Origin of the sequence: Denitratisoma sp. DHT3 (assembly GCF_007833355.1) — a bacterium.
Classification (GTDB): Bacteria; Pseudomonadota; Gammaproteobacteria; order Burkholderiales; family Rhodocyclaceae; genus Denitratisoma.
In genome coordinates, this window is the sequence record NZ_CP020914.1 from 3,277,651 (window position 1) to 3,291,226 (window position 13,576).

At 66.7% G+C, this 13,576-nt stretch carries 13 protein-coding genes; 9 read left to right on the forward strand and 4 right to left on the reverse strand.

Going from position 1 to position 13,576, the window contains the following annotated elements; translation table 11 throughout:
- Window positions 1-12 precede the first annotated feature (12 nt).
- Together B9N43_RS15155 and B9N43_RS15160 are read right to left on the reverse strand one after the other, a co-directional pair.
- Window positions 13-1,806, reverse strand: a complete 1,794-nt coding sequence (locus B9N43_RS15155) for a long-chain-acyl-CoA synthetase (protein WP_145843031.1) — start codon at window positions 1,804-1,806, stop codon at window positions 13-15.
- A 37-nt stretch (window positions 1,807-1,843) separates the two neighbouring features.
- On the reverse strand, window positions 1,844-2,614 hold the full coding sequence (locus B9N43_RS15160) for an SDR family NAD(P)-dependent oxidoreductase (protein WP_145843032.1): 771 nt from the start codon (window positions 2,612-2,614) through the stop codon (window positions 1,844-1,846).
- A gap of 201 nt (window positions 2,615-2,815) precedes the next feature.
- Between B9N43_RS15160 and B9N43_RS15165 the strand changes: the two genes are divergently transcribed.
- The 9 genes from B9N43_RS15165 to B9N43_RS15205 all read left to right on the forward strand — a co-directional run bounded on the left by B9N43_RS15165 (window position 2,816) and on the right by B9N43_RS15205 (window position 10,768).
- Window positions 2,816-3,451, forward strand: coding sequence for a TetR/AcrR family transcriptional regulator (locus B9N43_RS15165; RefSeq protein ID WP_186453857.1), 636 nt, complete (start codon window positions 2,816-2,818; stop codon window positions 3,449-3,451).
- Window positions 3,452-3,531: 80 nt separating this feature from the next.
- Window positions 3,532-4,614, forward strand: coding sequence for a Zn-dependent alcohol dehydrogenase (locus B9N43_RS15170; protein WP_145843035.1), 1,083 nt, complete (start codon window positions 3,532-3,534; stop codon window positions 4,612-4,614).
- 5 nt (window positions 4,615-4,619) lie between these two features.
- Entirely contained in the window at window positions 4,620-5,318 is a 699-nt protein-coding gene (locus tag B9N43_RS15175; RefSeq protein ID WP_186453858.1) for a molecular chaperone TorD family protein, read from the forward strand.
- A gap of 104 nt (window positions 5,319-5,422) precedes the next feature.
- Complete coding sequence (locus B9N43_RS15180) at window positions 5,423-6,853, forward strand: coniferyl aldehyde dehydrogenase (RefSeq protein WP_145843037.1); 1,431 nt, start codon at window positions 5,423-5,425, stop codon at window positions 6,851-6,853.
- A gap of 217 nt (window positions 6,854-7,070) precedes the next feature.
- Window positions 7,071-7,379, forward strand: coding sequence for a BrnA antitoxin family protein (locus tag B9N43_RS15185; RefSeq protein WP_145843038.1), 309 nt, complete (start codon window positions 7,071-7,073; stop codon window positions 7,377-7,379).
- A 25-nt stretch (window positions 7,380-7,404) separates the two neighbouring features.
- Window positions 7,405-9,051: an FAD-binding protein gene (locus B9N43_RS15190; RefSeq protein WP_145843039.1), complete on the forward strand. Its 1,647-nt coding sequence runs from the start codon at window positions 7,405-7,407 to the stop codon at window positions 9,049-9,051.
- Between the two features lie 196 nt (window positions 9,052-9,247).
- The gene (locus B9N43_RS15195) at window positions 9,248-9,538 is read left to right on the forward strand and encodes a nucleotidyltransferase family protein (protein WP_145843040.1); all 291 of its coding nucleotides are present in this window, start codon (window positions 9,248-9,250) and stop codon (window positions 9,536-9,538) included.
- The gene (locus tag B9N43_RS15200; RefSeq protein ID WP_145843041.1) at window positions 9,535-9,882 is read left to right on the forward strand and encodes a DUF86 domain-containing protein; all 348 of its coding nucleotides are present in this window, start codon (window positions 9,535-9,537) and stop codon (window positions 9,880-9,882) included. Before B9N43_RS15195 ends, B9N43_RS15200 begins: the two co-directional genes overlap by 4 nt.
- Before the next feature lie 97 nt (window positions 9,883-9,979).
- Window positions 9,980-10,768, forward strand: coding sequence for an SDR family oxidoreductase (locus tag B9N43_RS15205; RefSeq protein WP_145843042.1), 789 nt, complete (start codon window positions 9,980-9,982; stop codon window positions 10,766-10,768).
- A 1-nt stretch (window position 10,769) separates the two neighbouring features.
- Here B9N43_RS15205 and B9N43_RS15210 read toward each other — a convergent pair whose 3' ends face one another.
- Together B9N43_RS15210 and B9N43_RS15215 are read right to left on the reverse strand one after the other, a co-directional pair.
- The gene (locus B9N43_RS15210; protein WP_145843043.1) at window positions 10,770-11,864 is read right to left on the reverse strand and encodes a phosphotransferase family protein; all 1,095 of its coding nucleotides are present in this window, start codon (window positions 11,862-11,864) and stop codon (window positions 10,770-10,772) included.
- A gap of 91 nt (window positions 11,865-11,955) precedes the next feature.
- Window positions 11,956-13,575, reverse strand: coding sequence for an AMP-binding protein (locus B9N43_RS15215; protein WP_145843044.1), 1,620 nt, complete (start codon window positions 13,573-13,575; stop codon window positions 11,956-11,958).
- Window position 13,576: the final 1 nt, after the last annotated feature.

Sequence of the window (13,576 nt, forward strand, 5' to 3'; positions counted from 1 at the left end):
CGCGCTCCTTCGTCAGATCGGCGGTTGGGGCGGAATGCCCAGGCGGGACAGGCTCTCTTCGGTGAGGGGCACGTAGCGGCCGGCCGCCGCATCGGCGACGTACAGTTCGTCGCCGGCCGCCGTGGCGTAGCCCAGCTTCTGCAGATCGACCTTGCGCAGCTTGAAGGTGGCGGTGATGTCGGCATCCATCCTGACGCGGACGAACAGCGGAATCGCGTAGCTCGGCAGGGTGCCGCGGGCGAGCTGGTGACAGACCGCCGGGTCGAAGCGCTGCCCCGGCTGCATCACCAGGGCGGCCATGCCCGCGCGGCCTTCCTGGCCGGGGATGGCTACGCCGTAGACCGTGACCGTTTCCAGACCCGGCAGGTCGCTCAGGGCGTTGGCGACTTCGGTGGTGGACACGTTCTCGCTCTTCCAGCGGAAGGTGTCGCCGATGCGGTCGACGAAGTAGTAGTAGTCGTCCTCGTCGCGGCGGAACAGGTCGCCGCTGCGCATCCAGGCGTCGCCGGGCTGGAAGGCGTTGCGCAGGATCTTCTTCTCCGTGGCCTCCGGGTCGGTGTAGCCGTCGAAGCGCCCGCCGGTGATGCCCGGCACGTTGAGGATCATGCCCAGCATTTCCCCGACCTCATTGGGCCCGCATTCGATCAGGGTGCCGTCCGGATTGCGGATGTAGCAGTCGTTGTCGCGGTCGTACCTCACCAGCCGCGCGTTGCTGCGTTCCCTGAACGGAATGCGGCCGCAGGAGCCGATGCGGTTGTCGATGTTCATCATGCCGACATTGAGCTCGGTGCCGCCATAGCCTTCGATCATCTGGGTGACGCCGAAGCGGTCCTGGAAGGCCTGCCAGATCGTCGGACTCAGGCCCGAGCCGGTCATGACTTTCAGCTTGTGGCTGCGGTCGTCCGGATGGGGCGGCTGGTTGAACAGGTAGCGGCACATCTCGCCGCTGTACTGGGCGACGGTGACGCCGTAGTGGCGCACGTCCTGCCAGAAGCGGCTGGCGGAAAAACGCTGCTTCAGGATCACGCGGCCGCCGCTGGCGAGCGCGTTGGAGAGCAGGGACATCAGGGCCGCCACATGGTAGAGCGGCAGCACGCAATAGAACACGTCGTCCTGGCCGAGACCGAGGAAGCCGCGCCAGCCTTCGCCGACGCCCAGCCAGCGGGCATGGGTGACCTTGGCCGCCTTGGGCAGGCCCGTGGTGCCGGAGGTGAACACCAGGCACAGGGTGCTCTGGCCGATGATGCCGTCGCGCAGCGAGCGGTCCGGGTTGGCGGCGGGCTGCGCGTCCAGTTGCCGGTCGAGCACGCGGCATGAAGCCGGGACGTCACGGGGCTGGTCGTCGGGTACCGCGTAGGTCGTGAGCTTGTCCGGAATGTCCGCCGTGTGCGCCAGGCGCCCCAGGCATTCGGTGCCGACGAACAGGCGCTGGCTGCCGGTGGTGGCCAGCGCGTGACGCAGGGCGTCACCGCTGATCTGGTTGTTGATCAACGCCGAGACGCAGCCGATCTTGGCCAGGGCGAACCAGATGTAGAGGAATTCCGGCCGGTTCTCCATCAGCACGGCCGCCACGTCGCCGGGACGCAGCCCCTCGGCCAGGGCGAAATGGGCGTAGCGGTTGGCCTGGGCATTGACCTCGGCGTAGCTCAGGGGCCGGTCGTTCCAGATCAGGAACGGGCTGTCGGGCGCTCGCTCGGCCCATTCCTCCAGCCGGTCGGCGACGGTGTAGCGCTGCTCGGGGGTGTGCTTCATCATCCCGGCCGAGATGATGTCCATCCGGGCCTGGGTCTGTTCGCGGGTCACCATGGGGTGGTGCTCCTCAAGTTCGACAAATGGAAAGGCGTCAAATGGCGCCGCCGCAGACGGAAATGGTCTGCCCGGTCATGTAGCTCGATGCCTGGCTGGCGAGGAACACCGCGGGGCCGACGATTTCCTCGGGCTGTCCGGCGCGCTTCAGCATCGTCACGTCCTCCGAGTATTTGATGAAGCCGGGCGACTGCTGCTCCAGGTCTTCCATCATCTCGGTCAGGAACGGGCCCGGTGCGATCGCATTGACGCGGACGCCCTGTGGCGCCCATTCGTCCGCCATGCTGCGGGTCAGCGCGATCAGCGCCGCCTTGCTGGAGCAGTACAGGGCCAGGTAGCCGGCGGGCCGCAGGCCGCCCATGGTGACGATGTTGACGATGGCGCCACCGCCGGCCGGGATCATGCGGTTGGCCACGGCCGCCGCCAGATGCATCGGTCCTTTGGTGTTGACGCCGTAGAAGCGGTCGAACATTTCCTCGCTGGTCTGGGTCAGCGGGGTCATGGTCTGGACGATGCCGGCATTGTTGACCAGCACGTCGCAGCGGCCGAACTTCTCATACACCGTCGCCACCAGGCGATCCACTTCCGCCCATTGGCTCACGTCGCAGGCGATCGCCAGCGAGCGGCGCCCCATGGCCTCGATCTGCCCGGCGACTTCCTGCAGCGAAGACAGGGTACGGCTGGTGACGATCACGTCCGCGCCCGCCGCCGCGAAACCGAGGGCGATGGCCTTGCCCAGACCGCGGCTGCCGCCGGTGACGAGGGCGACCTTGCCGGTCAGGTCGAAAAGCTGTTGTGTGGCATTCATTTTTTATCTCCTCCTCCATACCCCGTCACAAAAACATCCCGTGCACTTGCTTTGTTTTTTCGGCGAGTATAGCATGACGTTCCATCGGCCATGCAAGAGCAGCGCGGGGGTTCCAAGTCGTCGAGCGCGGTGGCGGCGGCCGCCATCGGTGCCATTTAAAATCGACGGCTTGCAATGTTCATTGGCGAGGTTGGAACGAAAATGACTACAGTGGAATCGGGCAGGAGGCCGCTCGGCCGCCGTCGGACCCAGGAAGAGCGCAGCGCCACCACCCGGGAGAAGGTGATCCAGGCGGCCATCGACTGCATCGTCGAGGAAGGGCTGCACAACACCACCGCGGCGCGCATCGCGGCGCGCTCGGGCGTCACCTGGGGCGCGATCGCCCACCAGTTCGGCGACAAGGACTCCGTGCTGTTCGCGGTCGTCGAGCGCAATGCCGAGATGTACCGCGGACTTCTCGACGCGGCCTTGAAGAAGGCCGGCGCCACCCTGCCGGAGCGGGTCGAGACATTGGTCGACGTTACCTGGAAATACATCAACGAGCCGGCGGCCTTCGCCTTCAACGAATTGATCATCCACAACCGGGCCAGCAGCAACGCCAAGATCATCGGCCAGCAGGAGGACCTCTCCTACAAACAGATGAGCATCGTCTGGGACAAGTTTTTCGGCGAGTTCGACCTCCCCGTGCCCAAGCTGGAGACCGCCCGCAACTTCACCCTGGCGACCTTGCAGGGCCTGTCGCTGATGCGCCTGATCACCCATCGGCGGCCGACCTTCAAGCGCGAACTCGTCGCCCTGAAGCAATCCGTCGTGCAGATGCTGGCGTCCGAGACCTGACGCCGGCCTTCCCGGCACCCGCGGTTTTCGCGGGTGACCTCAGCCCATCCACCACACCCACCGCCTCCGAAAGGTTCGCCATGAAAGCCGCCCTAGCCCTGGACTACGGAAAACTGAGCGTCGAGGACGTCACCCTGGACCCGCCGCGCGCCGGCGAGGTGATGGTCAGGATGGCGGCGGCGGGCGTCTGCTACACCGACGTTTCCGTGCTCAACGGCACGATTCCGATGCCCGTGCCTCTGGTTTTGGGCCATGAGGGCGCGGGCGTGGTGCAGGCGGTGGGTCCCGGTGTCACTTCGCTGGCGGTGGGGGACCACGTGGTGCTGTCCTTCATTCCCGCCTGTGGCGAATGCTTTTTCTGCGACCACCACGAGCCCCATCTTTGCGCCGCCGGTTCGCCCGAGGGACGGATGCTGGACGGCAGCACCCGATTGCATCTGGGCAGCCGGGAGATCGGCGCCATGGCGATGCTCGGCTGCATGGCCGAATACGCGGTGGTGCCGGCGATCAGCGCGATGAAGATCGATCGCGGCATCCCCCTCGACCGGGCGGCCCTGGTGGGATGCAGCGTGATGACCGGCGTCGGCGCCGTGGTCAATACCGCCAAGGTGAGGGCCGGCGCCACGGTGGCGGTGTTCGGCTGCGGCGGCGTCGGCCTGTCGGCGATCCAGGGCGCGCGCCTGGTGGGCGCCAAGCGCATCATCGCGGTGGACATGCTGGACTCCAAACTGGAATACGCCCGCCATTTCGGTGCCACCCACACGGTGAATGCCAAGGACGATCCCGTCGCGGCGATCAAGGAATTGACCGGGGGCTGGGGCGTCGACTACAGCTTCGAGGTGACGGGCAAGGTGCCCGTGATGGAACAGGCCTACGCGGCCACGCGGCGCGGCGGCACGGTCTGCGTGATCGGCATCGGCCACTACACCGAGAGTTTTCCCCTCAATGCCTGCGGCTTCTCCGCCGACGCCAAGACCGTGGTCGGCTGCATGTACGGCAACACCAACTTCAAGGTGGATATGCCCAACCTGCTGGAACTCTATCTGGCCAAGCGCCTCGACCTCGACGCGATGATCACCCGCACCTACCGCATCGACGAGGCGCCGCAGGCCTTCGATGATCTGAAGTCCGGCCTCAATGCACGGGGAGTGATCGTATTTTGAACGCCGTGGCCGACACCGAAATCATCGACGGCCTGGCATCGCCGGCCGCCGCTTGCAGCTATCTCTACGGTCTGCTGGGTGAGTGCTTCGCCTACCCGGACGCCGAACTGGTGGGAAGTCTCAGGAGCGGTGCCCTGCTGGCGCAGGTGAAGCGCCTGTGCGATGCCGTGGCGCCGGCGCTGCTGCAGGAGTTGAACATCGACGCCTTGGCCGACCCCGCCGCTGCGTTGGATGACCTGGCCGTCGAATACACCCGGCTGTTCGACGCCGGCGCCCATGGTACTGGCTGCTCCCTCAATGGTGGCCTGCAATACGGGCCGCAGATGAAGGTGATGGAAGAGGCGGTGCGCTTCTACACCCATTTCGGCCTGACCCTGACCGAAGAGCAGAAGGAACTGCCGGACCACCTCACCACCGAATTGAATTTCCTCCATTTCCTGGCCTACGGCGAACACCTGCTGGAGGCGCGGGGCGAATCCGCCGTCGCCTATCGCCTGGCGCGGCGCGACTTCATCGCCCGCCATCCGGGGCGCTGGCTGCCGATCATGGAGGACAAGCTGCGCACCATGCAGCCCATGCCGCTGTTCCTGGCATTGACGGAACTGCTGCGGCGCCTGCTGGCCTGGGACCTCGCCCAACTGGAGGCGCGCCACGGCACGGCCTCGCTGAAGCCCTCGGGGGACCTGCCTTTCGGCGGAATTTGACTACCCCCGGGAAACGACGCATCCCGTTTCCACACCCCATCGAGAGGGTAAGGAAAACTCGGGGCGGTCCTTCGTTTTCCTGAGAACCAATAAGGAGCATCGCAATGACACCGGATCAAATGCGCCAGACCCTGGATCGGCAGAAGGCCGACTTTCTGGCTGCCGGGCTGCCGGACGCCAAGACCCGCCTCGACCGCCTCGATCGCCTGGCCGCGCTGTTGCGGGAAAACCAGCAGGCGCTGCTGGATTCCCTCTGCGCGGACTTCGGCCATCGATCCATGGAGCACGCACGCCTGACCGAAATCGCGGTGCCCATCGCTGAGGTGCGGGCCACGCACAAGCATATCGGGGCGTGGATGAAGGACGAGAAGCGGTCCCTGCCCTGGCTGCAGACGCTGCTCGGCGGGCGGGCCTGGATCCAGTATCAGCCGCTCGGCTCCGTCGGGGTGATCGTGCCCTGGAACTTTCCCATCTATCTCGCCATGGGCCCCCTGATCGGCGCATTGGCGGCGGGCAACCGGGCGATGGTGAAGCCCTCGGAATTCACGCCCCGCGTCGCCGACCAGTTCGCCACGCTGTTCCCGCGCTATTTCGACGAGAGGGAAATCGCCGTGGCGACCGGCGGTGCCGAGGTGAGCGCGGCCTTCGCCGAGCTGCCTTTCGACCACCTCGTGTTCACCGGCGCCGGCGCCATCGCCAAGCACGTGATGGCGGCGGCGGCGAAGAATCTGGTGCCGCTGACCCTGGAACTGGGCGGCAAGTCGCCGGTGATCATCAGCCGCGAAGCCGATCTCGCCGACGCGGCGGTGAAGATCATGGATTTCAAGCTGTCCAACGCCGGGCAGACCTGCATCAACGCGGATTATCTGCTGGTGCCGGAGGAGCGCCTGGAGGCGATGATCCAGGCCCTGCAGCAGGCGGCGGCGAAGCTCTTTCCCACGCTGCTGGCAAACCCGGATTACACCTCGGTCGTCAACAAGCGCCACTTCGACCGCCTCGACCGCTATGTGGACGATGCGCTGGCGGCCGGCGTCCAGTGCGTGGAGATCAATCCGGCCGGCGAGTCCTTCGCCGTCCAGCCCGAAGGCCAGCACAAGATGATGCCGCGCCTGTTCATCAACCCGGACGACGAGCGCCTGATCATGCGGGAGGAGATCTTCGGTCCGCTGCTGCCGATCAAGACCTACCGCCAGATGGACGAAGCCATCGACTACATCAACCGCCACGACCGGCCGCTGGCGCTGTACTACTTCGGCCCGGCTTCCGGCCCGGAGGTGGAGCGGGTGTTGAAGCGGACGATCTCCGGCGGCGTGGCGATCAACGACATCGGCGCCCATGCCGCCTGCGAGAACCTGCCTTTCGGCGGTGTCGGCCCCAGCGGCATGGGGGCCTACCACGGCCGCGACGGCTTCCGACAGTTCTCCCACGCCAAGTCGATCTACCGTCAGACCCGGGTGGACCTGTCCAGCGTGTTCGGCATGCGGGCACCTTACGGCGACAAATTCAGGGCGGGCGTCGCGCGCTTCATGAAATAGCGGCGGCCCCGCGGGGAAGGGGGCGGGCCGGCCCAATCGGGCAACTTCCTTGCCCTCGCTTGCTCAGGCATTGGCATTGCGGTTGTTGTAGTTACAGAAAATCTTTGATCGCCTCATTTTCTGTAACTACAATAATCGGCATGCAGATCGATTTCGATCCGGACAAGTGCGCCAAGACCCTCACCGAGCGGGGCCCGGGTCAGCATGATGAAAGCCGATGAACGCGAAATCGAAAAATTCGCCCAAGCCCTGGATTGATCCGGACGACGCGCCGGAGTTGACGGATGACTTCTTCGAGCAGGGGGAGTGGAAAATCGGTGAGCGGCCGGTGTCGACGCAAGAGGGCGCTGCCGCACTGCGAAAGGCGCTTTCCCGTGGCCGCCCGAAGGCGGAAACCCCCAAGCAGGCGCTGACCGTGCGTTACGACGCCGACGTGGTGGCAGCCTTCAAGGCTACCGGCAAGGGCTGGCAAACGCGCATGAACGCCGCCCTGAAGGACTGGCTCAAGACCCACTCACCGGCATAGCCGGCGACCAAGCGAGGTTTGAAGGATGAACGTACGCAACACTTTTGATTTTGTCGAGGCGCCCGCCGTCGCGGCGGATGACATCGCCTGGGACCGGACGGCGGATGTCGTGGTGGTGGGACTGGGTGCCGCCGGCGCGGCGGCGGCCATCGAGGCGGCGGACCAGGGGGCCGGCGTGCTGGTGCTGGACCGGCTCAACGGTGGCGGCGCGTCGGCGATTTCCGGCGGCGTGGTGTATGCCGGCGGCGGCACGAGCCAGCAGAGGGAGGCCGGCATCGAGGACGATCCCGACAACATGTTCCGCTACCTGAAGGAGCAGGTGGCGGGCATCGTCGCCGACGGCACGCTGCGCGATTTCTGCGACGGCAGCGCCGCCAACCTGGCCTGGCTCGAAGCCCAGGGTGCGCGCTTCTCCAGCCACCTGATGACCCAGAAGAATTCCTTTCCCGGCGGTGCCTGGGGGCTGTACTACTCCGGCAACGAGGCTTATGCGCCGTTCTCGGACAAGGCCGATCCCGCGCCGCGCGGCCACATCGTCCAGGCCAGCGGCTACGCCACCGGCCACGGACTGATGAAGGCGTTGATCGGCACGCTCAAGGGGCGCCTGCGGGAGCGGGTCGGCGTCATCGATCACTGCGAAGCGTTCCAACTGCTGACCGATGCCCAGGGGAGGCTGCTGGGCCTGCGCTGCCGGCGGGTCGGCGGCCCGCTCTTGAGCGTTCGCCGCCTCATCAATCGCGTCGCCAACGGTTTCATGATGGGCATGCCGGGCACCGGCGGCGCCATCCGCCGCCTGGCGCGCCACTTCGGCGGCGGCGGCGCGACGTTCACGGTCAGGGCCCGCCGGGGGCTGATTCTCGCCAGCGGCGGTTTCGTCTTCAATCGCGAGATGGTGGCGGAGGCGACGCGGGGCAAGGTCTACTCGCCGATGCCCCTGGGCGAGGAGTGCCACGGCAGCGGCATCAAGCTGGGCCAGAGCATGGGCGGCGCCGTCGGCCAGATGGACCGGCTCACCTATTGGCGCTTCTATGCGCCGCCGGTGCATTTCCTCAATGCCGTGCTGGTGGGGCCGGACGGGCGCCGCATCTGCAACGAGGCGCTGTACGGGGCGACGGTGGCCGACCGGATGATCGAGCAGACGGCGGGGCGGGGCTGGCTGATCCTGGACCAGAAAACCCTGGACAAGGTGCGCAACGATATGAAGCAGCCAATGCCCGTCGCCCAGAAGATCATGGGCTGGCTGTACCTCGCGCGCTGCCGGACATCGGCGCCGACGCTGGACGGCCTCGCGGCGAGCCTCGGCATCGACGCGGCGGAACTGGCGCGGACCCTGGCCGGATACAACCAGCGCATCGAGGACGGCCGCGAGGACGAATTCCGCAAGCCGGACGGCTATCGCAGCGTGCTCGCCGAAGGGCCCTGGCACGCCGTGGAGGTCAGCATCGGCGCCGCCGGCAACCCCTGCTTTTCCCTGACCCTGGGCGGTCTGAGGGTGGACGAGGCCAGCGGCCGGGTGCTGCGGGAGGACGGCAGCACCATCGCCGGGCTGTATGCGGCGGGCCGCAGCGCGGTCGGCATCTGTTCCCACACCTACATCAGCGGCCTCTCGCTGGCGGACTGCGTTTTCAGCGGCCGCCGGGCCGGCCGCCACGCGGCCGGGGCTGTCTGTTGATCACGAGATTGCCTCGGCGTCCGGCCGCTGGCGGCCGCATTGTTTTCAATGGTCCGTGAGGAAATAGATTCGGATTCGAGTGCGTTTCCGGTGTCTGAACCGTCTCCCATCATCCTGATGTGAAACCGGATTCCGTTGTTGTCTGCTGTGCCCGGCGTTGCTCTATCATGGACTGGATTATGTCGTGGGAGAACGCATGAAGCCATCTGAAGCCTTGGCTGCGAACCGTGCCGCCATTCGGCGTGTGGTCGAGTCTCACCGCGCCCGCAACGCTCGGGTGTTCGGTTCCGTGCTGCGCGGGCAGGACACGGACAGCAGCGATCTTGACATCCTCGTCGACCCGACGCCGGAGACGACGCTGATGGACGTGGCCGCCATTCAAGTCGAACTGCAACGCCTGCTTGGCGTGTCGGTCGATGTGCTGACGCCCAGGGCGCTGCCTGACAAATTCCGCAGCGTAGTACTGGCCGAGGCGGTGCCGGTATGACCAAGCTCCTGCGCGTCCCCGACTATCTCAGCCACATCCTGAAGGCCATCGAGCGCATCGACCGCTATACGGCGGACATGGATGAGACCACATTCCTGAACAGCGAACTGGTGCAGGACGCGGTGATCCGCAACATCGAGATCATCGGCGAGGCGTCGAACAACATTCAGCGCGTAGCGCCGGAGTTCGCGGCCCAGCACGACGACATCCCCTGGCTCGTCATGTACACGATGCGTAACCGTGTCTCGCACGGCTACGACAAGGTGGATCTGGAAATCGTCTGGAAGACGATTCAGGGCGATCTGCCGGGGCTGTATCAGCAGGTGAAGGCTATTTGCCGCTGAAGGTTGCTACTGATGGATGCGATGACACGAGCGTTGGAGCACATCGCCGTGGTTCAAATTCAAACCGGGATTTTCAGGACAACAGGAGAGACTCATCATGCTGCTCAAGGACAAAGTGACGATCGTCAGCGGAATCGGCCCCGGCCTGGGCGTGAAGCTCGCGCAGGAGGCGGCCCGCCAGGGTGCCAAGGTCGTGCTGCTGGCGCGGACCGCGGAGCGGCTCGACGAAACGGAACGCCTGATCGGGAGCGAGATTCCCGGCTGCGAGGTGCTGAAGACGCCGGCGGACATCAGCAATGCCGACGACGTGGCGCGGGTCGTGGAGCGGACCATGGAGCGCTTCGGGCGCATCGATGCGTTGATCAACAGCGCCTATCACGGCGGCACGCAAGCGCCGTTCGAGGGCAGTTCGCTGGCGGACTGGGAGCAGGCTTTCAAGGTGAATCTGTTCGGCACCCTCACCCTGACCCAGGCGGTGCTGCCGATCATGAAGCGGCAGGGTGGCGGCTCGGTGGTGATGGTGAACACCATGACGGTGCACAAGCCGATGCTGGGCCAGATCGACTATGCGGCCTCCAAGGCGGCACTGGCCAGCGCCACCGCTCATCTGGCGCTCGAATACGGCCCGGCCGGCATCCGCATCAACTCGGCGTTCATCGGCTGGATGTGGGGGCCGGCGGTCGAGGGCCACGTCAAGCGCCAGGCCGAAACCCTGGGCGTGCCCGAGGACGCCATCAAGGGGGAGATCGCCAGGATGCACGCGCTGAACATCATTCCGACCGATACCGAATGCGCCAAGCCGGTGATCTTCCTCGCTTCCGATTATTCGAGCATGGTGACCGGCGCTGCATTGGACGTGAATGGCGGCGCCTATCTCCCGCATTGAGTCACGGCAGGGCGGGCACCAGCGGCGGGGGCGTGCAACCTGAGCGCGGCGCGGTGGCGCTCCTGCCGTCGCCCGCATCCCGGTTCCGTATCGGCGGCCGGGTCGTCGCCCGCAAGCCGTCGATGCTCTCCGCCAGGATGCGCCGGGCGAAGCCGTCGTCGAGTCGCCAGCGCCAGGCTTCCAGCATCAGTTGCAGGGCGCCGCGTCCGTTGTAGATGTGCCGGCGCGGCAGGGCTTCCGGCGCCAGCGCCGGGCCCGAGAGATTGGCGCCATAGGCGGTCCAGAAGGCCTCCGGTATCGCCAGGAAGCCGAAGATCCATTCCGCCGCAGGATCGCCCCAGCGGGCCCGTTCCGCGTCCAGCAGCCCGGTGATGACGGGGACTTCGCCCGTCGGATCGATCAGGATGTTCTTCGGCCACAGGTCGCCGTGCAGCAGGCGCGGCGGACCGCAGCGGTCGAGCGCCGATTCGTGGGCGAGCACCTGGGCGCGGAACACCTCGGCCGCCGCCGTGTCCAGCCCGAGTTGCCGCAAATCGCCGATCAGGCCGTCGATGTCCGCCAGCACGGCGGCGCTCCAGCAGGCGAAGCCGGCCTCGGCGCCGGGCCGGCCGTAGGCCGCGCCGGCGCGGTCGTGGATGGCGCGCACCAGGCCGCCCAACTGGCGCCACAGCGCCTCGTTCCGGCGCGGCGAGAGGCTGCCTTGCAGCTCGTCCCAGAGGCGGCCGGGAAGACATTCGAGGAACACGTAGTCCCGTGCCAGCAGTTGTTGCGAGAAATCCTGGAACAGCAGGCGCGGCACCTGGCGCACCGCCTCCCGGAGCACCGGCTGCACCGCGTATTCGCGGCGCAGCAGGCCGCGTTCATGGGAAAACAGGTGCGCCGTGGACGGCGGGGCGACGCGCAGGATCACGGTGCGGCCGCTGCCCAGGGTGATCCGGTAGGTGGTGTTGAAACGGCCGGAGCGCAGCAATTCCGCCGCCGCCATGGGTTCCATGGGGCCGAACGCGCGGCGGCAGAGCGCGGCGAGGGTCGCCGGCGGCAGGGGCGCCAGCAGCGGGCCGTCGCCGGAACGCTGCAATTCGACGTACATCGTCATTCACGTGAAAGCCGCATGGCGACTTCTGGAGGCTCCCCTCTCCCGTCGGGAGAGGGGTTGGGGGAGGGGGCGAAGGGAAGCCCCGCGCCGCTCATCGTTCCCGGTGGACGCCCGGCGCATCGAGGGCGAACAATTCCAGCAGGAAACGCTCCTGCGGCTTTTCCGAGGCTGTCTTCGGAATCTCGTCCACCACCTGGAGATAGCTGGGCACGAAATTCGGTTCCAGACCCTGCCGGCAATGGGCGAACACCGCGCGCGGATCGAAGCTGGCCGAGTCGCGGGGCACCACGGCGGCGACCACGTCGCGCTCGCCGGGGGCGCCGGAAGCCGCCGGCACGCCGTAGACGAAGACGTCATCGACGTCGCCGTGCTCGGCCACCACCTTCTCGACGAAGCTGGGATTGATGAAGTCGCCGTTGTGGCGGATGCCGCCGCCCTTGCGGTAGTCGAAATAGAGCCAGCCTTCGGCGTCGCCGTGGCCCATGTCGCCGCTGCGGTTCCAGCCGTCGCGGACCTTCTTCTTCGAGGCATCGGGGTTGCCGTGGTATTCCACTTCCACCGACACCGTGCTGCCCTGCGCGGGACGGCAGCAGATCTCGCCCACCACGCCGGGCAGGCATTCGTTGCCGGCGTCGTCGAGAACTTTCATCTCGTAGCCGGGCATCGCCTTGCCGAAGGAACCGATGGGGCCTTCCCCCGGCCGCTTGAAGGCCATGCCGCCGCCGTCGCTGGCGCCGTAGATCTCGAAGATCTTGACGCCGAAGCGCTCCTCGAAGGCCGCCCAGATCGCGCCGGGCATGCCGCCGCTGACCACGAGCCGCACCGGATTGTCACGGTCGTCGGCCTTCGGCGGTTCGCTGTAGATGGCCGTGGCCATGCCGCCCAGCACCGAGAAGCTGGTGCAGCCGTACTTGCGCGCCACGTCCCAGAGCCTGGACTTGGTGAACTTGCGGCTGAACACCGCCCGGTAGCCGCCGAACAGCGCCGGGCACAGGGCCGTGGCCTGGGCGTTGTTGTGGGTGAAGGAAAGCCCGGTATAGGGCCGCTCATCCTCGGCATAGCCGAAGAGCTGGCCCATCATGCCGGTGCCGCCGAAGCGGCCCACGCCGCCGACGATGCCCTTCGGGTCGCCGGTGGTGCCGGAGGTGTAGATGATCTGGAACGGATCGGCCAGCGTCAGCTCGGCGCGGGGCACGGGCGGCACGTCGCGGGACAGCACCGCGGCGATGTCGTCCACCCCGGAGAAATCCCCCGGGGATACGCCGTTCTCGCCGGAGTTCAGCACCAGCACCCACTTCAGTTGCGGGCACTGGGCGCGGACCGCCGCTACCTCGGCCAGGTTGTAGTCGGCGCAGAGGATGCCCTGGCTGTCCGAATTGTTGATCATGAAGGCCAGCTTTTCGCCCTTGGTGCGCGGGTCCACCGGCACGAAGACGGCGCCGACGATGGAGGTCGCCACCATGGCCTCGACGAACTCGGGATGGTTGCGCAGGGAGATCACGAAGCGATCGCCCTTCCGGATGCCCTTGGCCGCAAGGTAGGCGGCGATGCGGTTGCCGTTCTTCTGCAAATCCGCGTAGGTGCGCACCTCGTCGGGCGTCTTGCCGCCGTCCAGGCTCAGGTGCTCGAAGGTCAGGATGTCCCGGTCGGGCTGCTGTTCGGCCTTGAGGGCGATCAGATGGGAGAGGATCATCGGATTGAGTTCGGCCATG

Bases quoted from the DNA above. Each gene is read 5' to 3' on its own strand.
- B9N43_RS15210 (WP_145843043.1), bottom strand. From the start codon at position 11,864: ATGACGATGTACGTCGAATTGCAGCGTTCCGGCGACGGCCCGCTGCTG.
- B9N43_RS15215 (WP_145843044.1), bottom strand. From the start codon at position 13,575: ATGGCCGAACTCAATCCGATGATCCTCTCCCATCTGATCGCCCTCAAG.
- B9N43_RS15155 (WP_145843031.1), bottom strand. From the start codon at position 1,806: ATGGTGACCCGCGAACAGACCCAGGCCCGGATGGACATCATCTCGGCC.
- B9N43_RS15185 (WP_145843038.1), top strand. From the start codon at position 7,071: ATGAACGCGAAATCGAAAAATTCGCCCAAGCCCTGGATTGATCCGGAC.
- B9N43_RS15200 (WP_145843041.1), top strand. From the start codon at position 9,535: ATGACCAAGCTCCTGCGCGTCCCCGACTATCTCAGCCACATCCTGAAG.
- B9N43_RS15195 (WP_145843040.1), top strand. From the start codon at position 9,248: ATGAAGCCATCTGAAGCCTTGGCTGCGAACCGTGCCGCCATTCGGCGT.
- B9N43_RS15190 (WP_145843039.1), top strand. From the start codon at position 7,405: ATGAACGTACGCAACACTTTTGATTTTGTCGAGGCGCCCGCCGTCGCG.
- B9N43_RS15165 (WP_186453857.1), top strand. From the start codon at position 2,816: ATGACTACAGTGGAATCGGGCAGGAGGCCGCTCGGCCGCCGTCGGACC.
- B9N43_RS15160 (WP_145843032.1), bottom strand. From the start codon at position 2,614: ATGAATGCCACACAACAGCTTTTCGACCTGACCGGCAAGGTCGCCCTC.
- B9N43_RS15180 (WP_145843037.1), top strand. From the start codon at position 5,423: ATGACACCGGATCAAATGCGCCAGACCCTGGATCGGCAGAAGGCCGAC.
- B9N43_RS15170 (WP_145843035.1), top strand. From the start codon at position 3,532: ATGAAAGCCGCCCTAGCCCTGGACTACGGAAAACTGAGCGTCGAGGAC.
- B9N43_RS15205 (WP_145843042.1), top strand. From the start codon at position 9,980: ATGCTGCTCAAGGACAAAGTGACGATCGTCAGCGGAATCGGCCCCGGC.